Consider the following 22622-nt stretch of genomic DNA (forward strand, 5'->3'; position numbering starts at 1 on the left):
CACTGATGGATAAAAATGTAGCAAGACTGCGTCGTGCACGTAAAACCCGTGCCAAAATTGCAGCTCTGAACAAAGTGAGATTGTGCGTTTTCCGCACCAATAATCACATTTATGCCCAGGTTATTAGCGCTGAAGGTGATCGAGTATTGGCTCAGGCTTCTACTCTGGAGGCTGATGTGCGTTCCAGCATCAAATATGGCAGCAATGTTGACGCTGCTGTAGTAGTTGGTAAACGCATTGCTGAAAAAGCCAAAGCAGCTGGCATTGAAGCAGTGGCATTTGACCGGTCAGGTTTTCAATACCATGGTCGCGTTAAAGCCTTGGCTGAGGCAGCTCGTGAAAACGGCTTGAGCTTCTAATAAACTGGAGACCAGAAATATGGCAAAACACGAAACTGAAGAACGCGGTGACGGCCTGATCGAAAAAATGGTTGCCGTAAACCGTGTGACCAAAGTGGTTAAAGGTGGCCGCATTATGGCTTTCTCGGCTTTAACCGTAGTTGGTGACGGCGATGGTCGTATCGGCATGGGTAAAGGTAAATCCAAAGAAGTACCTGTAGCTGTACAGAAAGCTATGGATCAAGCCCGTCGTAATATGATTAAAGTGCCTTTAAACGGCAGTACTATTCACCATGAAGTAATTGGTCGTCATGGCGCTACCCGAGTATTCATGCAGCCTGCTAAAGAAGGTAATGGCGTGAAAGCTGGTGGCCCAATGCGTTTGGTATTTGATGCAATGGGTATTCATAATATCTCTGCTAAAGTACATGGTTCAACCAATCCATACAATATTGTTCGCGCAACTCTGGATGGCTTGTCTAAACTGTATACGCCGGCTGAAATTGCTGCCAAACGTGGCCTGACCGTAGAAGAAATTTTAGGAGCAGATCATGAGTGAGCAAAAAACCGTACGCATTACACTGGTTAAAAGCCTGATTGGTACTATTGCCGCTCACCGTGCCTGTGCACGCGGCCTGGGCTTACGTCACCGTGAGCATACTGTTGAGGTGCTTGATACCCCCGAAAATCGTGGCATGATCAACAAAATCAGCTACCTTTTGAAAGTGGAGAAGTAACATGCTTTTGAATACCATTCAACCTGCTGAAGGTGCTAAACACGCGGCTCGTCGCGTGGGTCGTGGCATTGGCAGCGGTTTAGGCAAAACCTGTGGCCGTGGTCACAAGGGTCAGAAAAGCCGTAAAGGTGGTTATCATAAAGTTGGTTTCGAAGGTGGTCAGATGCCTTTACAGCGTCGTCTGCCGAAACGTGGCTTTAAATCTTTAACCGCCGGTTTGAATGCCCAAGTGCGTTTAGATGATCTGGCTAAAGTTGCAGTTGACGAAATTGATGTTTTGGTACTGAAACAGGCCGGATTAGTGCCTGCTACTGCCTTAAATGTTAAAATCATTGCATCAGGCAGTATTGATAAGGCGGTAACTTTAAATGGTATTAAAGCCACCAAAGGTGCGCAACAAGCCATTGAAGCTGCCGGTGGTAAAGTAGCAGAATAAGGCAAGGAATCAAGTGGCTAATCCGCAATCCGCAACAGGACTTTCAAAGTTCGGTGATTTAAAAAATCGTCTGTTATTTTTACTTGGTGCGTTGGTTGTATTCCGCATCGGTTCGCATATCCCAGTGCCCGGTGTGGACGGTGCTGCTTTGACCAAATTGTATGAAAGTGCCGGCGGAGGCATATTAAGTATGCTTAATATGTTTTCCGGCGGTTCACTGCAACGATTCAGTATCTTTGCAATAGGTGTGATGCCTTATATTTCAGCGTCAATTATTGTACAACTGGCTTCTGAAATTATTCCTTCCCTGAAAGCCCTTAAAAAGGAAGGGGAGGCCGGACGTCGCACTTTGACCAAATATACGCGTTATGGCACTGTTTTGCTGGCTACCTTGCAAAGTTTTGGAGCTGCTGCATTTGTTTACCAACAAAATGTAGTAGTTTCCGGCCAATTCGAGTTTTATCTTTCAACCATGGTATGTCTGGTTACCGGAACCATGTTTTTGATGTGGTTGGGTGAACAGATTACTGAACGTGGTATTGGTAATGGTATTTCGCTGATTATTACAACTGGTATTGCAGCGAGTCTGCCTGCCGGTATTGGTCGCCTATTGACATTAACCAGTCAAGGTTCCATTAGTTATCTGATGGCTGTTGCCCTGATAATTGGTGCTTTGGCATTGATATATGCAGTTGTATATATCGAAAGTGCGCAGCGCAAAGTACCTGTGCAATATGCCAAGCGACAGGTTGGTAATCGCATTATGCAGGCGCAAAATTCCCATTTACCATTTAAATTGAATATGGCTGGCGTTATTCCGCCGATTTTTGCATCCAGCATTATTCTGTTTCCGTCTACCCTGTTAAGCTGGTTTGGTTCGGCAAATCAGGATGGATGGCTACAGAAACTGGCCAGTTTGTTACAGCATGGTCAGCCTGTTTATATTTTGCTATTTGCAGCTACTATTATCTTCTTTTGTTATTTCTATACGGCTCTTGTATTTAGTCCAAGAGAAATGGCAGAAAATCTGAAGAAAAGTGGTGCTTTCGTGCCGGGTATCCGCCCTGGTGAACAAACCAGCCGTTATCTGGAGAAAGTTGTATTGCGTTTGACTTTTTGGGGCGCAATTTATATAGCTATCGTGTGCTTGATTCCAGAAGTACTGACTTCTGCGATGAATGTACCTTTCTACCTAGGTGGCACCTCACTACTTATTCTGGTGGTGGTGACCATGGATTTTAAAACGCAAATTGCTTCATATGTCATGAGTAGTCAGTACGAACATTTAATGAAGCGATCTGCGATGAAATCATTATCATCACGTCGTTAGTATTATGGCTAAAGAAGATACCATACAGATGCAGGGTGAAATCCTTGAAACCCTGCCCAACGCAACTTTTAAAGTTAAACTTGAAAACGATCACGTCGTTTTAGGTCATATTTCCGGAAAAATGCGTATGCATTACATTCGCATTTCTCCTGGAGATAAAGTGACTGTGGAATTGACTCCGTACGATTTGTCTCGTGCTCGCATCGTTTTCCGCGCCCGCTAAGAGTAGAAAGGAAATAATATGCGCGTTCAGCCGTCGGTAAAAAAAATTTGCCGCAATTGTAAAATCATTCGTCGCAACCGCGTTGTACGTGTGATTTGTACTGATCCTCGTCATAAACAACGCCAAGGCTAATTGGATAACCTTAAGTCTTTGTGTTATAGTGACAGACTTTTTGCCCTAAGGAAAAAATATGGCTCGTATTGCAGGGGTAAATATCCCTAACAATGCCCATATCGTAATTGGCCTTCAGGCTATTTATGGTATTGGTTCGTCTCGCGCTAAACTAGTTTGCGAAGCTGCCGGCGTTGTGCCGAGCACAAAAGTAAAAGATTTGGACGAGGCTCAACTTGATGCTTTACGTGAACAGATTGCCAAATACCATGTAGAAGGTGATTTGCGTCGTGAAGTGACCATGAACATCAAACGCTTGATGGACATGGGCTGTTATCGTGGTCTGCGTCATCGTCGTGGTTTACCGTGTCGTGGTCAGCGTACCCGTACCAATGCACGTACGCGTAAAGGTCCGCGTAAGGCGATTGCAGGCAAGAAATAATTGATAAGGAACAATAATGGCTAAAGCAAACACAGCTCGTGTGCGCAAGAAAGTACGTAAATCCGTAAGTGAAGGTATTGTGCATGTACATGCATCTTTTAATAATACCATCATTACTATCACTGACCGTCAGGGCAATGCATTATCTTGGGCTACCTCTGGCGGTGCTGGTTTTAAAGGTTCACGTAAGAGCACACCATTTGCCGCTCAGGTTGCGGCAGAAGCAGCTGGTAAAGTTGCCCAAGAGTATGGCGTAAAAAATCTGGAAGTTCGCATTAAGGGGCCGGGTCCTGGTCGCGAATCTTCTGTACGTGCGCTCAACGCTCTTGGTTTTAAGATTACCAGTATTACAGACGTTACTCCATTGCCACACAATGGTTGTCGGCCACCTAAAAAACGTCGTATCTAACAGGAGTATTTGAGTATGGCACGTTATACCGGCCCGAAATGTAAATTAGCCCGTCGTGAGGGCACTGACTTGTTTCTGAAGAGTGCACGTCGCTCTCTGGATTCTAAATGTAAACTGGACTCTGCTCCTGGTCAGCATGGTGCGAAAAAGCCCCGTTTATCTGGCTATGGTCTGCAATTGCGTGAAAAACAGAAAATCCGCCGTATTTACGGTGTTTTAGAGCGTCAGTTTCGCCGTTATTTTGCTGAAGCAGCCCGTCGTAAAGGTTCGACTGGTGAACTGCTGCTTCAGTTGTTGGAATCTCGTTTAGATAATGTGGTATACCGTATGGGTTTTGGCTCTACCCGCGCCGAAGCTCGTCAGTTGGTATCTCATAAAGCCATTACCGTGAACGGCCAGGTTGTGAACATTCCTTCTTTTCAGGTGAAAGCTGGTGATGTTGTTGCTGTTCGCGAAAAAGCCAAAAAACAGGTGCGTATTCAGGAAGCATTCAGTCTTGCCAGCCAGATTGGTTTGCCAAGCTGGGTTTCTGTAGAAGAAGGCAAGCTGGAAGGTGTTTTCAAAAACATGCCAGATCGCACTGAATTGAGTGGCGATATTAATGAACAGCTGGTGGTAGAGTTTTACTCTAAATAAAGCTGGTTAAGTGAGGACAGTTAAATGCAAAACACATCCGAATTCTTGAAGCCGCGTCAAATTGACGTTGACACCTTGTCTGCAACCCGTGCCAAAGTGTCTATGGAGCCTTTTGAACGTGGTTTCGGCCATACGTTGGGTAATGCTTTGCGTCGTATCTTACTGTCATCAATGAATGGTTATGCGTCGACAGAAGTAACGATTGAAGGCGTATTGCATGAATACTCTACGCTTGACAGTGTACAGGAGGATGTCGTTGATATCTTGCTGAATCTGAAGGGTGTGGTATTTAAGGTGCATGGTCGCACAGAGGTAACTTTAAGTTTGAAAAAATCAGGTGCTGGTGTTGTCACTGCTGCTGATATTGAGTTGCCGCATGATGTCGAAATTGTTAACCCTGACTATGTTATCTGCCACCTTTCTGAAGGTGGTAGTATCAATATGGAAATTAAGGTTGAACAGGGTCGGGGTTATGAATCTGTGTCTGGCCGTCGGAATAAAGACGACCACAAACGTATCGGCGCTATTCAACTAGATGCAAGCTTTTCGCCTATCAGTCGTGTCAGTTTTGAAGTGGAACCTGCCCGTGTGGAACAACGCACTGATTTAGATCGCTTGGTTCTGGATATTGAAACCAACGGTGCTATCGATCCAGAAGAAGCGGTTCGCAGTGCGGCCTGTATTTTAATTGACCAGATGTCAATTTTTGCAGACTTACAAGGTACACCGGTTGCAGTGGTGGAAGAAAAAGAACCACCGATTGATCCGATTCTGCTTCGTCCAGTTGATGATCTGGAGTTGACCGTTCGTTCAGCAAACTGCTTGAAAGCTGAAGATATTTACTATATTGGCGATTTGATTCAACGCACAGAGACTGAATTATTGAAGACCCCAAATTTGGGTAGAAAATCTCTGAACGAAATCAAGGAAGTTCTGGCTTCCAAAGGTTTGACGTTGGGTTCAAAACTGGAAGCCTGGCCGCCGGCCAGTCTGGAAAAGCCACAAGTTTGATGATTAAAGGATAATGACATGCGTCATCGTAATGGTAACCGCAAATTAAACCGCACAAGTAGTCACCGTGCTGCTATGTTGCGTAATATGGCCAATTCTTTGTTGACTCACGAAGCAATTGTAACTACTTTGCCTAAAGCAAAAGAGTTACGCCGCGTAGCTGAACCATTAATTACTTTAGGTAAAAAGCCTTCATTGGCTAATCACCGTTTAGCTTTTAATCGTACGCGTGATCGTGATGTTGTTGTAAAATTATTTAATGAGTTAGGCCCGCGCTTTGCTAATCGTAATGGTGGCTATCTGCGCATCTTGAAGTATGGCTTTCGTAAAGGTGATAATGCTCCACTAGCTTTGGTTGAGTTAGTTGAGAAAGCTCCCGAAACAGAAGCTGTAGCTGAGTAATCAGGCTTCACAGACAAGCCAGCCTTTAGGCTGGCTTGTTTCATTTTGATGTTTTGCTTTCCAGAGTACTTAGCTGCTTTGGCAAACGCCTTTTCCTAGTCAGTCTATTTTGGATTTTAATTTAATACTTCAGATTTATTTAGAGTATTTGCCGATAAGTAATGTATGTGAATTTTATTAAATGTTAGGTAAGCATCAAATACTTACTGTATGGCGAAAGCTTCAGTTTTATATAGTTAGGCTGGTGGTGATTTATTATTGATGCTCTTTTATTGTAAGTATTCAACGCATTGATTTTAGATAGGAATCAATTTGAGCTATTGGCAGCTTGCTGCATTTTTACTTAGGTTTAACTATATTTCTAGTTTAATAGCATTTCTTGAATTTTAGTAAGATACCTTTGTTTGTATTAATACAATTATGCTTATTATCCAATTATTTAGCTTTAAAAAAGACTATTTTTCGTTTTGAGAGCTGCTTGTAATTAGTCTTCTGCGTATAATTATTGTTTGTAAGTTGACCATTGTTATTAAAGGAGAAACCATGAAGTACTTGCGTTTGGCTCTATACAGTTTGATTTTCTTGACTTCTTCATTTGCGTGGGCTGGCCGTGTTTTACCTAATGATGCTCATATTGTTGTATTGAAGAATACCAAAGGGCAGCAGGTGGTATTGGGAACGGCGAAAAAGGCCTTATTACGTACTTTGAGTCTGGGTTTGGTGAATGGTAATAAAACATTTCAGTTAAGCAAGTCAGTACGGGTGCGTGATACTAATAATCGTTTTGTAACTTATAATAATTTGTATAGATTTAAGAATGCACTGATAGCCGTACGGTTTGACAGGGCAAATCAAATTCAGGATATTTGGGTATTGACGGATGAAGAGCAGAAAGCATTGGTTCGTCCGAATAATCCTCAGGTTGATTAATATTGTTAGGTGTTATGAAAAAAGTATTTATACGAACCTTTGGTTGTCAGATGAATGAGTATGATAGTGAAAAAATGCTGTCTGTACTTGCGGAAGGACAACCACTAGAACGTACTGATAATGCTGAAGATGCAGATATTATTCTTTTTAATACTTGCTCTGTGCGGGAAAAAGCTCAGGAAAAAGTATTTTCAGATTTAGGGCGCATCCGGCCATTAAAAGCTAAAAATCCGGATTTGATTATCGGTGTTGGCGGCTGTGTTGCTTCACAGGAAGGTGAGGCAATTATTCAGCGTGCGCCTTATGTGGATGTGGTGTTTGGTCCGCAAACTTTACATCGTTTGCCACAGATGATTCTGGATAAGGAAACCAGTGGCCTGTCACAAGTAGATATCTCTTTTCCGGAAATTGAAAAGTTTGATCATCTGCCACCCGCACGGGTTGAAGGTGGTGCAGCATTTGTATCTATTATGGAGGGCTGTTCCAAGTATTGCAGTTTTTGCGTTGTACCTTATACTCGTGGTGAGGAGTTTTCACGCCCGCTGGAAGATGTGTTAACTGAAATCGCTGGTCTGGCTCAACAAGGTGTTAAGGAAATTAATCTGCTTGGGCAAAATGTGAATGCCTATCGTGGAGATATGGGCGATGGCGAAATCTGTGATTTTGCTACTTTGTTACGCATAGTACATGAAATACCTGGTATTGAGCGCATGCGCTTTACTACTAGCCATCCACGTGAATTTTCTGATGCTATTATTGAATGCTATCGCGATTTGCCGAAACTGGTGTCGCATTTACATTTGCCGGTGCAGTCTGGTTCGGATCGTGTTCTAACGGCGATGAAGCGTGGCTATACCGCATTGGAGTATAAGCATATTATTCGTAAATTACGTGATATTCGGCCGGATTTATGTTTAAGCTCAGACTTTATTGTTGGGTTTCCTGGGGAAACGGAACGTGAATTTGAGCAAACTCTGAAACTGGTACAGGACTTGGCTTTTGATTTGAGCTTTGTATTTATTTATAGTCCGCGTCCAGGTACGCCGGCAGCAAATTTGCCGGATGATACGCCACATACTGAAAAAGTACGCCGCTTAGAAGCATTGAATACCGTGATTGAGGCTGAAACAGCACGAATTAATCAGTCTATGCTTGGTAGTGTACAACGTTGTCTGGTAGAGGGCGTATCGAAAAAAGACCCAGATCAGCTACAGGCACGTACGGCAAATAATCGGGTAGTTAATTTTACGGGACATCCTCGTTTAATTAATCAAATGGTGGAGCTGGAAATCACCGAAGCGCACACGTTTTCTTTGCGCGGAAAAATGGTTTTAGCCGAGTAAGCTACTTAGCTGCAAAATAGAGGGAAAACGCCGCATTAATCCACTTGTTTGGATACAGGTACATGTACGTATTAATACAGGTATAAAGGCTGTGCTTGTTGTTGGATTCTGATGTAATATTTATTTGAGTTTTTTATTGTCCGGTTATCAGTAAAAATTTTTTGCGGTAACCGGTTTTATCTGGCCTTCTTAAGGAATTGGCATGAGCCCAGCGGGTACTTCTTTTTTGGATCGTTTTTTTAAAATTAAAGAAAGTGGCAGCAGTGTGCGCACTGAGGTGTTAGCCGGCCTGACCACTTTTTTGGCAATGAGTTATATTTTGGTGGTTAATCCTACCATTCTCGAAGAAGCCGGGATGAATTTCAAGGCGGTTTTTGTAGCTACCTGTATTTCTTCTGCCTTTGCTTGTATGATGATGGGGCTGATAGCAAACTATCCGATAGCTTTAGCACCTGGTATGGGGCTGAATGCCTATTTCAGCTATGCTGTGGTAAAGGGAATGGGTATTCCGTGGCAGGTAGCACTGGGTGCGGTTTTCGTTTCCGGTATCATTTTTATTATTCTAAGCCTGTTTAAAGTGCGCGAGGCGATTGTTAATTCGCTACCGAATTCTCTCAAATATTCTATTGGTGGCGGCATTGGTTTGTTTCTGGCGCTGGTGGCACTGAAAAGTGCTGATGTCGTGGTATCCAATCCAGCCACACTAGTTAGTCTGGGTGATATCCATTCTCCTAAGGTGCTTTTGGCCATTGTGGGTTTCTGTCTGATTGTTGCACTGGAACATTTTCGAGTGCGTGGCGGGATTATTATTGGGATTTTAGTAGTCACTGCTGTCGCTTCGGTACTGGGGATCAATCAGTTTCAAGGTGTATTCGCTCCAGTTCCTTCATTAGCTCCGACTTTTTTGCAGCTGGACTTTCATGATTTATTTACCATGAGTCTGGTTAGTGTTATTTTTGTATTTTTCTTTGTGGATTTATTTGACAGTACCGGTGTTCTAATTGGCGTTTCGGGTCGTGCAGGCTTGCTGGTGGATGGTAAGCTGCCACGGGTAAAAAAAGCCTTGCTGGCTGATTCGACGGCGATTGTGGTCGGAGCCGGTCTGGGTACTTCTTCTACAACTGCCTATGTGGAATCAGCAGCAGGGGCTGCTGTTGGTGGCCGTACTGGCTTGACTGCGGTAGTTGTTGGTATTTTGATGCTGGCAAGTTTATGGTTTTCTAAACTAGCGGCTAGTGTTCCGCAGTATGCTACTGCTCCTGCATTGCTATATGTGGGGGTGCTGATGATGCGCAGTATGACTGAAATTGACTGGAAAGATGTTACTGAAGCAGCACCAGCATTCTGTACTCTGATTTTTATGCCTTTTGCCTATTCTATTGCAGATGGTATTGCGATGGGCTTTATCAGTTACGCATTGATTAAATTGTTCTGTGGTAAGGTTAAAGAAGTATCTTACATGGTGTGGATTATTGCTATATTGTGGGCATTTAAGTTGCTCTGGCTAGGTGCATAAGATAATCCGGTTTGTAACAGGCAGCCGTTGCGGCTGCCTGAATACTTTAGAGCTATATATTCTGTTGGCTAATGTGCCAATATATTGAGCTGAATGCAACTATTATATAAATGAAAAGGGGAAATTATGTCTTTAATTGATGAGATTATGGACTTTAATCAGAAATTTGTTGATGCTGAAGAGTATGAGCAATTTTTTACGGACAAGTATCCAGAAAAGAATCTGGCCATTGTTTCATGTATGGATGCACGGATTCTGGATTTGTTACCGCGTGCTCTGGGGCTGAAAAATGGAGATGCTAAAGTGATTCGTAATGCGGGTGCTTTGGTTACACATCCGTGGGGTTCGGTAATGCGCTCATTGCTGGTGGCTGTATATGAGATGCATGTACATGAAATTATGGTGATCGGACATTATGATTGTGGTATGCAGGAGTTACATGTTCCCGATATGCTTGATCGAATGCGTGCCCGGGGTGTCAGTGATGAGCGCCTTGAAATTCTGGAGAATGCTGGCGTAGATTTTCATAAGTGGCTCACCGATTTTGATAGTGTGGAAGATGCGATTATGCATTCGGTTAATATGATACGAAAGCATCCATTGATGCCTAGTGAAATTAAAGTACATGGTTTGGTTATTCACCCGATTACCGGTAAGCTGAATATTGTGGTTAATGGAAATAAAATATGAAACGTATTGGTTTATTTGGTGGTACTTTTGATCCGCCACACAATGGCCATATTCATATCGCGCAGGCTTTTGCTGATGAATTAAAGTTGGATAGTGTTATTTTTATTCCGGCAGGTGATCCATACCATAAACAGGTTGCTACCCGTACTACAGCCGCACAACGTCTGGCTATGGTGGAGCGAACCATTGCCGTAGATGAACGATTTAGTGTGTCTGATTGTGATGTGGTACGCAATGGACCCACTTATACGATTGATACTGTATCTCTGTTTCGTCAGGTATTTGCGCAGGCACAGTTATGGTGGTTACTGGGAATGGATTCATTGTTACAACTACCGGGCTGGCATCGTTATCAGGCATTATTGCAAAGTATTAATCTGGCTATTGCTCAACGTGGCGGGCTGGGCTTAGCTGCCTTGCCGGTGGCATTACAGCAATGGTTACCTGATGCATTAGCCAAAAATCTGACTACACCGGACGGTATTGATGGCGGACGTGCGGTGTTTTTGCAGGCGTCTTTTTTACCGGTGAGTTCGACTGATATTCGTGAGCAATGGTCGATGGGTAATCATGATGACGTTCCGGCTGGTGTGGCGGAATATATCGACCGCGAACACCTTTATCAGGCATAATTTGTATATTTATAGGGTGTTTCTGAGCAGGAAATGCTTTCAACACAATAGGATATTTACTGTATGGATGAAAATCTTATCGCTCAATGGGACAATATGGTAGCCATTAGCGTTAATGCACTTGAAGATGTTAAAGGTAAAGACATTACTGTACTGGATACATCGGCACAAACTTCGCTGTTTTCTCGGATGATTATTGCCAGTGGTGACAGTACGCGTCAGGTAAAGGCGCTGGCAAATAATGTTGCTGTAGATTTAAAAGAGGCTGGTTACGAAATTATTAGCACGGAAGGCCTTGATAGTGGCGAATGGGCACTGGTTGATGCTGGTGATCTGGTTGTACATGTGATGCAGCCTGCGGTGCGTGATTATTATGATATTGAAGCTTTATGGGGTGGAGAAAAGCCGTCTTTTCATGCAGGTGCGGCTAAACCATGGCAAGCAGTAGATTGATGTTTGCTGGATGCTATATTTATTGGGGTTAAATGAATATTACAGTACTGGCGGTAGGAACGAAAATGCCGCAATGGGTCGATTATGCGGTGGCCGACTATAGTAAGAGGTTTGGCCGTGAGATTCAGTTTCAGCTCAGGGAAATCAAACCGGAAAAGCGCGGTGCCGGTGTTAACGCGGCGCAGGCAATGGCAGCCGAAGAGGAGCGTATCGTTGCGGCAATTCCACCACATAGTTATCTGATTGTACTGGATGAACGAGGGAAAGCACCAACGTCGATGGAGCTGGCGGACTGGTTAAAAAAATGGCAGCAGCAGGGGGATAATCTGTGTTTTGTTATTGGTGGAGCTGACGGAATGACTGCGAGTTTGAAACAACGGGCAAATCTGTTAGTGCGCCTTTCCAGCCTGACTTTACCACATGGAATGGTGCGCGTGCTGTTAACTGAACAGCTTTATCGTGCCCAGTCGATTTTACATAATCATCCGTATCATCGTGAGTAATCCTGATGCAGACCAGATAAGATAAATTGAACGCATTTCTCAACAGCCTTGATGTATACAGCTTATTTTAATTAATCAGGATAGAAATAATTTCTTGACATAGAATGAATACCCCCGTGCAGGGGGTATTGTAGTATATAATTACTGTGCACCTAGTTTGGCAGGTATATATAGCCTGTTATCTTGCATTAATAACAAGTAAAGTCTGATTATGAATCCTACCTCTCTGCTTGATACCATTGATTTACCACAGGATGTGCGCCGTTTGCAAAAGAACCAGTTACCCCAGCTGGCAAATGAGTTACGCGCTTATTTGCTGGAATCAGTAAGCAAAACGGGTGGACACTTTGCCAGTAATCTGGGTGCGGTTGAGCTAACAGTTGCCTTGCACTATGTATATCAGACTCCGCAAGACCATCTGATCTGGGATGTGGGGCATCAGAGTTATCCGCACAAAATCCTGACTGGACGTAAAAGGCGCATGTCTACTATGCGGCAAAGTGGTGGTTTGGCCGGTTTTCCCAAGCGCAGCGAGTCGGAATACGATGTGTTTGGTGTTGGTCATTCGTCCACATCAATTGGTGCGGCGCTGGGTATGGCGGTAGCCGATAAATTACAGCATAAAACCAACCGCAATGTTGCTATTATTGGTGATGGTGCAATGACAGCAGGGCAGGCATTTGAAGCATTAAATAATGCTGGTGATATGGATATTGATTTGCTGGTCATTCTTAATGACAATGAGATGTCTATTTCACCAAATGTTGGCGCTTTGCCCAAGTATCTGGCAAAAAATCCTTTGCATGATGTTAAAGGATTGGTGAAATCAATCAAGCATAAATCAGAAAAAGTATTAGGTTTAGTACCGGGTGCGCTGGATGTAGCGCAGCGGGTTGAAAATAAAATCAAAGGTTTGATTGAAGAGAGTAGCAGTTCTGAAACGCTGTCATTATTCGATAATTTCGGTTTTACTTATTCAGGGCCGATTGATGGGCATGATGTCATTCAATTGGTAGATGTGCTGCAGGAGATGCGTAATCGCAAAGGGCCGCAATTGTTGCACATCATTACTAAAAAAGGGCATGGTTATAAACTGGCGGAAAATGACCCAGTTAGTTTTCATGCTGTCAGTGCGTTTGATCCGCAGCAGGGCTTGCATGTGTCTGGGACGGCGACTAAACCTACGTATACGCAAATTTTCGGCCAATGGATAATAGATCAGGCAGCAGTAGATCAAAATTTGCTGGCGATTACGCCGGCCATGCGTGAGGGTAGTGGTCTGGTAGAATTTGCCCAGCGATATCCGGAACGTTATTTTGATGTCGGTATTGCTGAGCAGCATGCCGTGACTTTTGCTGCTGGATTGGCTTGTGAACAGATGAAACCGGTGGTGGCGATTTACTCAACTTTCCTGCAACGGGCTTATGATCAGCTGATTCATGATGTGGCATTACAGAATTTACCAGTTTTGTTTGCAATTGATCGCGGCGGAATTGTTGGGGCAGATGGCCCAACACATGCTGGTGTGTATGATTTGAGCTATCTGCGCTGTGTGCCTAATCTGGTCATTGCCGTGCCCAGTGATGAGCGTGAATGCCGTTTGTTGCTATCAAGCTGCTATCAGCTTAATCAGCCTGCGGCAGTACGTTATCCTCGTGGTACAGGTACGGGTATTGAGGCGGGAGCTGATTTGGCTACAGTAGAGATTGGCAAGGGAGTACTGCGCCGTCAGGGACGCAAAATTGCTTTAATCGCATTTGGCAGTATGGTGCAACCCGCCCTTACTGTGGCTAATGCCATTGATGCTACGGTAGCAGACATGCGTTTCGTTAAACCACTGGATACGAAGCTGGTACTACAGCTGGCTGCAAAACATGATTATTTGGTTACGCTGGAAGAAAACAGTAAGATTGGCGGTGCAGGAAGCGCTGTTCTTGAGTTACTGGCACAGCATAATCAGAATAAACCGGTATTGACGCTGGGGATACCTGATATATTTACTGAACATGGCGATACAGCACGACTACTCAATCAAATAGGATTAAGTGCTGACAAAATTCAGCAACAAATTCTTCAATGGATGGCGTAGTACTCATCCAAAGTAATATAGGAGGCATGATATTGTTTTATGTGTTTATGAAACGGTATCATTTACCTTTAATGAAATTGCAAATAGCATTAAATATTTGATTTGAATTAAATTTGTTGAATAACTGATGTGTTCTTTATGAAACTATTGTATTTGTTAAATTACTTGTGAATGTAGGGAACTAGATAAATTTGCTATCGTGCACTCAATATTTTTGCTTGTAATATTTGCAATAAAATTTTGATTATAAATAATTTATATCAATATATTTAATGGTGTACCTACATGTTTGGTAATTCCATAACTAGGTATGGATCACAGTAAGTTATTAGTAGTTTGCCAATTATTCAAGGTGTTTTTCAGCCTTGTCGTTCTGGTTTGATACGGATTCATTATGCTCCGCAATATTGTCCCCATGCTGTGCAATAGCATGGCTGATATCATCCCATTGTGCTGAAATTGTTTATTAATCTAATCAATATTTTAGTCAAATGGTGGGATTTGTGTTTGGAGGGACTGCCTAAAAATTGTACAATAATTCATATCCGAATATTATTTTTCCATATTTGATCTATTAATTATGCAAATTGGTTATTATCAGCTTACTGCTCCTTTTGCGCTGGCACCAATGGCAGGCATAACTGATAAGCCATTTCGCCAGCTATGTCGTGAATTTGGTGCAGGCTGGGCAGTGAGTGAAATGATTACCAGTGATCCGGGTCTACAACAAACACGCAAGACTCTGCAGCGCGCTAATTATGAGGGTGAAAACGGTATCAGGGTGGTGCAGATTGCCGGTAGTGACCCGCAGCAGCTAGCAGATGCGGCACGCTACAATGTAGCCCGTGGTGCAGAAGTTATTGATATCAATATGGGCTGTCCGGCAAAAAAAGTTTGTAATGTGCTGGCAGGTAGTGCCTTATTACAAAATGAATCGCTGGTTGAGACAATTTTGCAGGCAGTTGTGGATGCTGTTGATGTACCGGTAACTCTGAAAACTCGCCTAGGCTGGGATGATGAGCATCGCAATATTTTGACTATTGCGCATATGGCAGAACAGGCAGGAATTACTGCTCTTGCTATACATGGCCGTACACGGACACAAATGTATCGTGGAGAGGCCTGTTATGAGCTAATCACACAGGTACGACAGCAGATAAACCTACCATTGTGGGTTAATGGTGATATTACCAGTCCGCAAAAAGCATTAAGGGTATGGCAGGAAACTGGTGCGGATGGTGTGATGATTGGACGCGCAGCTCAGGGGCAACCATGGCTGTTTCGCGACCTCGTCCATTACCATAAGTATGGTTGTTTGCCACCTCCGCTAAATGTAGCAGAGCATGCACAGGTAATCGTACGTCATGTAGCTGCCATGCATGATTTTTATGGCAAGATTATGGGTGTACGTATTGCCCGTAAGCATATTGGCTGGTATGTAACTACATTACCAGAAGGGGAGCATTTTCGCAGGCAGGTTAATACAGTAGATGATGCGCAAATGCAGTTGCAGTTGGTTAATGAATTTTTAGACAGGCAGGTAGCACAATTAGCTGCGTGGCCGTGTGCCTATAGGGAATAGTAAGCAGTTTGTCCTGTTATATAAGGAAAATGTAAATGAGTGAAGCACCTAAAGTTAGTATCGCTCAATGTATAGAGGCAAATGTACGGCAATATTTTGCTGATTTGGATGGTGAAACACCTTGTGCAGTCTATGATATGGTGTTGCAGCAGATGGAATTACCGCTATTGCGTTGTGTAATGGAGGTTTGTGAGCATAATCAGACTCGTGCTGCGCAGATTCTTGGGTTGAACCGCAATACACTACGTAAAAAATTAACGCAATATAATTTGCTGGACTGAGTCAGAAATTTTTGTATCTTAAGGGAGACGTCATGGCTGTAATCAAACGGGCACTGCTAAGTGTGTCAGACAAAACCGGTGTGATTGATTTTGCACACCAGCTAACGCAACTGGGCGTCGAATTACTCTCAACAGGGGGGACCGCCAGTTTATTGGCCGATGCGGGTATTACAGTGACTGAAGTTGCAGATTATACCGGATTTCCAGAAATGCTAGATGGACGGGTAAAGACATTACATCCCAAAATCCATGGTGGTATTCTGGGGCGGCGCGATTGCCCTGAGCACATAGCACAAATGGCAGCACATGATATCAGCACCATAGACCTTGTATGTGTAAATCTGTATCCGTTTGCTGCCACAGTGACGAAACCGGGCTGTACACTGGAAGATGCCATCGAAAATATTGATATTGGTGGCCCAACAATGGTGCGTTCAGCTGCTAAAAACTGGCAAGATGTGGCCATTGTTACAGATTGTAATGATTATGCAGCAATTATTACAGAATTACAGCAGCAGGGTTGCCTGTCAGCGCAGACCCGTTTTAGCCTGGCACGAAAAGCTTTTGCACACACCGCTCAATACGATGGCATGATTGCCAATTATCTGACTCGTATTGATGATAAAAATCTGGCTGGAAAGCCGGACTTATATACTTTCCCAAAACAATATAATCAAAGCTGGCTAAAAGTACAGGATTTACGCTATGGCGAAAATCCGCATCAGCAGGCTGCTTTTTATCGTGATTCGCAGCCGGCTGCTGGTAGTTTGGCCAATTATCTGCAATTACAGGGAAAAGAGCTGTCATATAACAATATTGCTGACGCTGATGCCGCATGGGAAGCAGTTAAATCTTTTATCCAGCCTGCCTGTGTTATCGTTAAACATGCTAATCCATGTGGAGTCGCGGTGGCTGCCGATACCTTAACTGCATACCGACTGGCATTTGCCACAGATACAACCAGTGCTTTTGGCGGCATTATTGCCTTTAACCGTGAAGTAGATGCAGCAACAGTAGAAGCTGTTACCGGCCAGTTTCTTGAAGTATTAATGGCTCCCGGATTCACTACCGAAGCAAAAGCCATCATAGCTGCTAAAAAGAATGTGCGTGTACTGGAAATTCCCTTATCTGCCGGAGCAAATCAGTTTGAACTAAAACGTGTTGGCGGCGGTTTGCTGGTACAGACTCCAGACAATCATCAAATAGAAGCGAACCAATTACAGGTTGTAACAATGCGTACACCCACTGAACAGGAAATACAGGATTTACTATTCGTATGGAAAGTAGCCAAATACGTGAAATCCAATGCAATTGTGTTTGGTAAGGGTGGGCAAACCTACGGTATAGGTGCCGGACAAATGAGTAGGGTAGATTCAACGCGGATTGCTGCGCGTAAAGCACAGGATGCGGGCTTTGAACTTGCTGGTGCCTGCGCTGCTTCAGATGCATTTTTCCCGTTTAGAGATGGGGTGGATGTGATTGCTGAGCAAGGTATTAAGGCCATTATCCAGCCTGGTGGTTCAGTACGGGATGAAGAAGTAATTGCAGCAGCTAATGAGCATGGTATTGCCATGGTAGTAACCGGAGTACGTCACTTCCGCCATTAATATCAGGCCATTATCTTGCAGAAATAATGCAATTTCAGCTTAATCATTAGCAGATAACAGCACTACTGTTTAATCAACTTGTCTATGGAACTGCTTACTTATTTATTAATAGGTGCTGTAGCAGGCTTTGCCGCCGGCTTATTTGGGGTTGGCGGTGGATTGATTGTCGTACCTGTTTTGTATATCGTTTTTATGCATGCTGGCTATGGCGAGGCTGTAAGTATGCATTTGGCTCTGGGAACATCATTGGCTACCATCATGGTTACTTCCATCAGTTCCATGCTGGCCCACAATAAAAACCATGCAGTATTGTGGCTGGTACTAGGGCGGTTAACTCCCGGGCTCACACTGGGTTCATTCGGAGGTGCAGCCATTGCTGATGCTTTATCTGGTCAGAAGCTACAACTGGTTATTGGTATTTTTACCCTGGTTGTTGGTATCAACATGTTTCGCAGTGCTCAGATAAAAATCAGTGTGCAGCATAGACAATCAATTAATCCAAACTGGCATTGGTTTGCTGGTGCTGTTATCGGCATAGCCTCCGCCTTATTTGGCATTGGTGGCGGCAGCTTAACCGTGCCCTATCTGAATCGCAGCGGGCTATCCATGCAACAGGCTGTCGGTACCTCTGCTGCCTGTGGCTTGCCAATTGCAGTTGCAGGTGCTTTAGGCTTTATGTTTTTTGGTGTGCATGAGCAAATTCATATAGCCCATACCATTGGCTACGTCCATATTTATGCTTTTATTGGCATCAGTATAATGAGCTTTATCACGGCTAGACAGGGAGCAAAAGTAGCACATCGGCTTTCACCAGCTATATTGAAAAAATGTTTTGCCTGTTTATTATTGTTTATGAGCATGTATTTTTTAAGCAAGGCTCTGTTATTATAGATGGGTAGCGAGGTAAAGGAAAAATGGCTTTACAAATGCAGGTTATACCCGTGACACCGTTTCAACAGAATGCGGCGTTACTATGGGATGATGTTAGCCGCGACGCAGTATTGACAGATGTTGGTGGCGAGGCTGAACGTTTACTAAACGCAGTAGACAAGCATCAGCTTAAACTACAGGCAATCTGGTTAACACATGGCCACCTTGACCATGCTGGTGGCGTAGCAGATTTAATTGTCCAGCACACTGTTCCAGTATTGGGGCCACATCAGGCAGACGATTATTGGTTGCAGGCATTGCCAGAAGTTACCGCTAATTACGGCTTTCCTGTTAGTCAGCCACTAACACCTACCCGTTGGTTACAGGATGGTGATAAGTTGACCGTTGGTGAACATACATTTGTTGTCTATCACATACCCGGGCATACACCCGGTCATGTCGTATTTTATAGTCAGGCCAATAGCCTGCTAATTGCAGGTGATGTTTTATTTCGCGAATCTATTGGCCGTACTGATTTTCCGGGTGGGAGTCATTCTGATTTAATCCGTGGGATTCAGAGTAAATTGTTTACTCTGCCCGATGATACTCGGGTTTTGCCGGGACATGGATTTATGACTACTATTGGTCATGAAAAAGAACACAATCCATTTTTGCGGTAATCAGGCCACTACTTATTTTTATCATACTCAAATTTAAATATCGGGAAATAACCAGATGTATAAATAAGGTCTACAATAGTGTCTTGATAAATGTAATTTATATATAAATCAACAATTGAGTTAATGCATATCAATTGCAGGCAAATGTCTGGTAATGCTTCTTGCGCATTAAATCACGGGTAATAAATATTCAAACATTGGTTACTCTTTATTCCATGGCGCAACTTTCACTAATAGCAGCATACCCGGTAAGGCCAGAAAAAAACATAACCAGAAAAAGCTCACATAGCCCATACATTTAATCAAATAGCCTGTGGTCGCGTTAATCAAGGTCCTTGGTGCCGCAGCGAGACTGGTAAACAGTGCCAGTTGTGTCGCCGTAAAGGTGGGATTAGTTTCCCGCGCCATATAAGCCACAAAAGCAGCCGTACCCAAGCCTACACCAATAGCTTCAAATCCAATAACCGCAGCCAATATCAACAGCTGTTTTGTGCCGATAACCGTAAAAGGCCCAAGACTAGCCAGCCAGGCAAAACCCAGAATAGAAAAAACCTGTACCAATCCGAATAGCCATAAAGCACGATTAATGCCTAGTTTAATCATCCAGATACCGCCCAGAATGCCAGCAATAATCATTGGCCACAAACCAGCATTTTTGGCAATCAGGCCAATATCTTTCTTACTAAAGCCCATATCCAGATAAAAAGGCGTAGCCAGCGCAGTAGCCATACTGTCACCAAGTTTATACAGGAAAATAAAAAACAGTACCAGCAAGGCATTTTCAACTCCCTTGCGTACAAAAAATTCTTTAAAAGGCTCAATAACTGTTTGCTCAAGAGATTTGGGTGTCGTTGCTGGCAACTTTGGTTCGTTTGCCAGCAAGAGCGTCATCAACATACCCGGTAGCATAAATAATGCTGTAATAGCAAATACCGTTGACCATGGATATATATCAGCCAGAATGAGCGCCAAAGAGCCAGGTACCAGTGCAGCGATACGATAGGCATTAACATGAATCGCATTGCCCAACCCTAACTCATTGTTCTGTAATATTTCGCGCCGGAAAGCATCCAGCACAATATCCTGACTGGCGGCAAAAAAAGCCACAAACAGAGACAGAATTATAATTGCAGTTTTGTTCTGCTGCGGATTAAGCTCCGTATAGCCTAGTAGTGTCAGCAATAGGGCAACCTGTGTGACAAACATCCAGCCACGTCGTCTTCCCAACCATGGAAAATGAACCGCATCCATCAGTGGCGACCATAAAAATTTCCAGGTAAAAGGTAAACCAACGATTGAAAACAGACCAATAGTAGCTAAATCTACACCTTCATCACGCAGCCATGCCGGAATTAGATTCATTAGAAAATATAACGGTAAACCAGAACTAAAACCGGTAAACACACAAATCAGCATATGACGGCTAAAAATTTTATGCCATAAAGATACAGTTAATTGAGTATTGTTCTGATTCATACAGATATAATCCAACAGCAAATCACACATGCCCGAAAAATCTGCATAAATCTCAATTTTTTATGCAATTGGCACAAATTGTTAAAAAAGAAAACAGACTAGTCATAAATAACTATTGTACGCCAGTTTGAAATAGCATAAAGCTCTGTGTACCTATAGCTTATAGCAGGTACTACTCAAATCATTAATACAAAACGGATAATTAAGTCATAAATCCGTAAAACCTTTTCAAAGAGAATCTGTAGTGGCTACAGGAAATTCTTCTTCATCCTCTTCCGGACATTGATAGTTTTCAGGCAAATTTTTACTGCTTTGCACACCCAATTGACGCAATTTATTGGCCTTGCTCACCAGATTCCCGCGACCAGTTACCAATTGTCCCATGGCCTTCTGAAATTGTCCCTGTGCCTGATCCAGATTTTTACCCACACCTTCCAGAGTATGCACAAATCCAACAAACTTGTCATATAACTTGCCACCTTCTTTGGCGATTGTCAAAGCATTCTGATTTTGTTGTTCACTACGCCAGATATGAGCAATTGTACGTAGCGTAGCCAGCAAAGTACTGGGACCAACCAGCATAATCCGCTTTTGAAAACAGTCATCAAATAGCTGATTATCCTGTTGCAGGGCAAGTAAATAGGCAGGTTCAACCGGAATAAACATAAACACAAAATCCAGCGTATTTAGTCCATCTATTTCATCATAGCATTTGGCCGAAAGCTCTTTAATGTGCTGGCGTACCGACTGAATATGCGCCACCAGTGCCTTATCCGCACTACTGGCATCAGTGGCCTGAGTATAGCGAACATAGGCCGTAAGTGATGTTTTGGCATCAATAACTATCTGTTTATTTTCTGGTAAATTTACCAGCACATCCGGTTGCAAGCGGCGCTGGCGGCCAAACTCATCAATAACAGTGGAGGAAGCCTGTAAAACATATTCACGCCCCTTATGTAAGCCAGAATTTTCCAACACCTTTTCCAGAATCATTTCGCCCCAGTTACCCTGATTCTTATTCTGGGTACCAGACAGAGCATCAGTAAGCGCTTTAGCATCACTATGTAATTGTGCATTCAGTTGCTGTAAGTGTTTCAGCTCAGTTTCTAAAGTAGTCCGCTCTTTAGCTTCCTTTTCGTAGGTATTTTGCACCAACTGACTAAATCCTTGCATACGTTCGTGCAAAGGATTTAGCAACTGGCTAAGACTGGCCTGATTCTGCTCACTGAAGCGTTTACTTTTTTCTTCCAGAATATCATTAGCCAGCGATTTAAACTGATCACTGAGACTAGCACGAGCCTCATTTAAAAGCGCCAGTTTTTCTTCATATGCCTCACGTTCATGCTGGAGCTGCGTAGCAAGACGGCTATTTTCCACTCGCGTATGATTTAATTCTGCCTGAACCTGCGTATACTCTTCTTCACGCAAGCGCCATTCCTCACTTCGCAATAGCCAGTCCTGTAACTGTTGTTCAGCTGCCGCCAGTTTAGTCGAAATAGCTTGATATTGTTCCGAGGCTAAACGATATTGCTGCCGCTCATGTTGTAATGTTTCTTGAACATTGATTAATTGAGTATTAACAGCTTCGGCAGCACTCAAACGCTTGTGAACAAGCTGTAATTCCTGACGGCAGTGACTCAGCTCAGTTTCATTATTCTGATTAATTTGTTGTAAATTATTTGCTTCTGTTTGAATACGAACCAGTTCATTTGTTGCTTCTGATAGACGAACGTGCCCAGCCTGACGTTCCTGCAATAATTTTTGGCGTGAAATTAAATGGAAAATACAAACGATGGTGATAACTAAAATTATCCAGATTAACCAGAAAATAACCGTCATGATTTATTAAATTTTAAACAAGTAACTGGTTGCAATAATACCATGTATTTTGCAAA

General features: G+C 43.3%; 27 protein-coding genes. 25 read left to right on the top strand and 2 right to left on the bottom strand.

The window, feature by feature from the left end; all coding sequences use genetic code 11:
* Positions 1–5: 5 nt before the first annotated feature.
* The 25 genes from rplR to MJ764_RS07420 all read left to right on the top strand — a co-directional run bounded on the left by rplR (position 6) and on the right by MJ764_RS07420 (position 19251).
* Positions 6–359: a 50S ribosomal protein L18 gene (rplR, locus tag MJ764_RS07300; RefSeq protein WP_239325940.1), complete on the top strand. Its 354-nt coding sequence runs from the start codon at positions 6–8 to the stop codon at positions 357–359.
* A gap of 19 nt (positions 360–378) precedes the next feature.
* Positions 379–897 (top strand): 30S ribosomal protein S5, encoded by a 519-nt coding sequence (rpsE, locus tag MJ764_RS07305; protein WP_093092412.1) that lies wholly within the window; start codon positions 379–381, stop codon positions 895–897.
* Positions 890–1075, top strand: a complete 186-nt coding sequence (gene rpmD / locus MJ764_RS07310) for a 50S ribosomal protein L30 (protein ID WP_100100557.1) — start codon at positions 890–892, stop codon at positions 1073–1075. The genes rpsE and rpmD overlap by 8 nt, the downstream gene beginning before the upstream one ends.
* A 1-nt stretch (position 1076) precedes the next feature.
* On the top strand, positions 1077–1511 hold the full coding sequence (gene rplO / locus MJ764_RS07315; protein WP_239325941.1) for a 50S ribosomal protein L15: 435 nt from the start codon (positions 1077–1079) through the stop codon (positions 1509–1511).
* A gap of 13 nt (positions 1512–1524) precedes the next feature.
* Complete coding sequence (gene secY, locus MJ764_RS07320; RefSeq protein WP_239325942.1) at positions 1525–2841, top strand: preprotein translocase subunit SecY; 1317 nt, start codon at positions 1525–1527, stop codon at positions 2839–2841.
* A gap of 4 nt (positions 2842–2845) precedes the next feature.
* Entirely contained in the window at positions 2846–3064 is a 219-nt protein-coding gene (gene infA, locus MJ764_RS07325) for a translation initiation factor IF-1 (protein ID WP_037585332.1), read from the top strand.
* Positions 3065–3082: 18 nt separating this feature from the next.
* Positions 3083–3196, top strand: a complete 114-nt coding sequence (gene rpmJ, locus MJ764_RS07330; protein WP_003697674.1) for a 50S ribosomal protein L36 — start codon at positions 3083–3085, stop codon at positions 3194–3196.
* Between the two features lie 58 nt (positions 3197–3254).
* A complete protein-coding gene (gene rpsM, locus MJ764_RS07335) occupies positions 3255–3617 on the top strand; it encodes a 30S ribosomal protein S13 (protein WP_037406984.1) in 363 nt (120 codons plus the stop codon).
* A 16-nt stretch (positions 3618–3633) separates the two neighbouring features.
* Positions 3634–4026, top strand: a complete 393-nt coding sequence (rpsK, locus tag MJ764_RS07340; protein WP_025331688.1) for a 30S ribosomal protein S11 — start codon at positions 3634–3636, stop codon at positions 4024–4026.
* A gap of 15 nt (positions 4027–4041) precedes the next feature.
* Complete coding sequence (gene rpsD, locus MJ764_RS07345) at positions 4042–4662, top strand: 30S ribosomal protein S4 (protein WP_025331687.1); 621 nt, start codon at positions 4042–4044, stop codon at positions 4660–4662.
* 24 nt (positions 4663–4686) lie between these two features.
* Complete coding sequence (locus tag MJ764_RS07350) at positions 4687–5673, top strand: DNA-directed RNA polymerase subunit alpha (protein WP_093092405.1); 987 nt, start codon at positions 4687–4689, stop codon at positions 5671–5673.
* An 18-nt stretch (positions 5674–5691) separates the two neighbouring features.
* Complete coding sequence (gene rplQ / locus MJ764_RS07355) at positions 5692–6075, top strand: 50S ribosomal protein L17 (RefSeq protein WP_037487099.1); 384 nt, start codon at positions 5692–5694, stop codon at positions 6073–6075.
* A gap of 543 nt (positions 6076–6618) precedes the next feature.
* Positions 6619–7005, top strand: a complete 387-nt coding sequence (locus tag MJ764_RS07360; RefSeq protein WP_239325943.1) for a hypothetical protein — start codon at positions 6619–6621, stop codon at positions 7003–7005.
* A gap of 14 nt (positions 7006–7019) precedes the next feature.
* The gene (miaB, locus tag MJ764_RS07365) at positions 7020–8348 is read left to right on the top strand and encodes a tRNA (N6-isopentenyl adenosine(37)-C2)-methylthiotransferase MiaB (protein ID WP_239325944.1); all 1329 of its coding nucleotides are present in this window, start codon (positions 7020–7022) and stop codon (positions 8346–8348) included.
* 202 nt (positions 8349–8550) lie between these two features.
* Complete coding sequence (locus MJ764_RS07370) at positions 8551–9864, top strand: NCS2 family permease (RefSeq protein WP_239325945.1); 1314 nt, start codon at positions 8551–8553, stop codon at positions 9862–9864.
* Between the two features lie 126 nt (positions 9865–9990).
* Positions 9991–10554, top strand: coding sequence for a beta-class carbonic anhydrase (locus MJ764_RS07375; protein ID WP_100091210.1), 564 nt, complete (start codon positions 9991–9993; stop codon positions 10552–10554).
* Positions 10551–11186 (top strand): nicotinate-nucleotide adenylyltransferase, encoded by a 636-nt coding sequence (nadD, locus tag MJ764_RS07380; protein ID WP_239325946.1) that lies wholly within the window; start codon positions 10551–10553, stop codon positions 11184–11186. The genes MJ764_RS07375 and nadD overlap by 4 nt, the downstream gene beginning before the upstream one ends.
* Positions 11187–11249: 63 nt before the next feature.
* Positions 11250–11639 carry a ribosome silencing factor gene (gene rsfS, locus MJ764_RS07385; RefSeq protein ID WP_100091212.1) on the top strand — a complete coding sequence of 130 codons (390 nt, stop codon included), beginning with the start codon at positions 11250–11252 and terminating at the stop codon, positions 11637–11639.
* 32 nt (positions 11640–11671) lie between these two features.
* Positions 11672–12142 carry a 23S rRNA (pseudouridine(1915)-N(3))-methyltransferase RlmH gene (rlmH, locus tag MJ764_RS07390; protein ID WP_100124004.1) on the top strand — a complete coding sequence of 157 codons (471 nt, stop codon included), beginning with the start codon at positions 11672–11674 and terminating at the stop codon, positions 12140–12142.
* Positions 12143–12353: 211 nt separating this feature from the next.
* Positions 12354–14231, top strand: a complete 1878-nt coding sequence (gene dxs, locus MJ764_RS07395; protein ID WP_239325947.1) for a 1-deoxy-D-xylulose-5-phosphate synthase — start codon at positions 12354–12356, stop codon at positions 14229–14231.
* 580 nt (positions 14232–14811) lie between these two features.
* The gene (dusB, locus tag MJ764_RS07400; RefSeq protein ID WP_239325948.1) at positions 14812–15813 is read left to right on the top strand and encodes a tRNA dihydrouridine synthase DusB; all 1002 of its coding nucleotides are present in this window, start codon (positions 14812–14814) and stop codon (positions 15811–15813) included.
* 35 nt (positions 15814–15848) lie between these two features.
* Positions 15849–16094, top strand: a complete 246-nt coding sequence (locus tag MJ764_RS07405; protein ID WP_100091219.1) for a helix-turn-helix domain-containing protein — start codon at positions 15849–15851, stop codon at positions 16092–16094.
* A gap of 32 nt (positions 16095–16126) precedes the next feature.
* Positions 16127–17701 carry a bifunctional phosphoribosylaminoimidazolecarboxamide formyltransferase/IMP cyclohydrolase gene (gene purH, locus MJ764_RS07410; RefSeq protein ID WP_239325949.1) on the top strand — a complete coding sequence of 525 codons (1575 nt, stop codon included), beginning with the start codon at positions 16127–16129 and terminating at the stop codon, positions 17699–17701.
* A gap of 84 nt (positions 17702–17785) precedes the next feature.
* A complete protein-coding gene (locus MJ764_RS07415) occupies positions 17786–18592 on the top strand; it encodes a sulfite exporter TauE/SafE family protein (RefSeq protein ID WP_239325950.1) in 807 nt (268 codons plus the stop codon).
* 23 nt (positions 18593–18615) lie between these two features.
* Positions 18616–19251 carry an MBL fold metallo-hydrolase gene (locus MJ764_RS07420; protein WP_239325951.1) on the top strand — a complete coding sequence of 212 codons (636 nt, stop codon included), beginning with the start codon at positions 18616–18618 and terminating at the stop codon, positions 19249–19251.
* Positions 19252–19452: 201 nt separating this feature from the next.
* On the opposite strand, the gene MJ764_RS07425 is transcribed toward MJ764_RS07420, so the two are convergent.
* Positions 19453–20727: an AmpG family muropeptide MFS transporter gene (locus MJ764_RS07425; protein WP_239325952.1), complete on the bottom strand. Its 1275-nt coding sequence runs from the start codon at positions 20725–20727 to the stop codon at positions 19453–19455.
* Positions 20728–20955: 228 nt separating this feature from the next.
* Complete coding sequence (locus MJ764_RS07430) at positions 20956–22566, bottom strand: DNA recombination protein RmuC (RefSeq protein ID WP_239325953.1); 1611 nt, start codon at positions 22564–22566, stop codon at positions 20956–20958.
* Positions 22567–22622 lie beyond the last annotated feature (56 nt).

The sequence above is a fragment of the Snodgrassella gandavensis genome (assembly GCF_914768025.1).
Lineage (GTDB): Bacteria > Pseudomonadota > Gammaproteobacteria > Burkholderiales > Neisseriaceae > Snodgrassella > Snodgrassella gandavensis.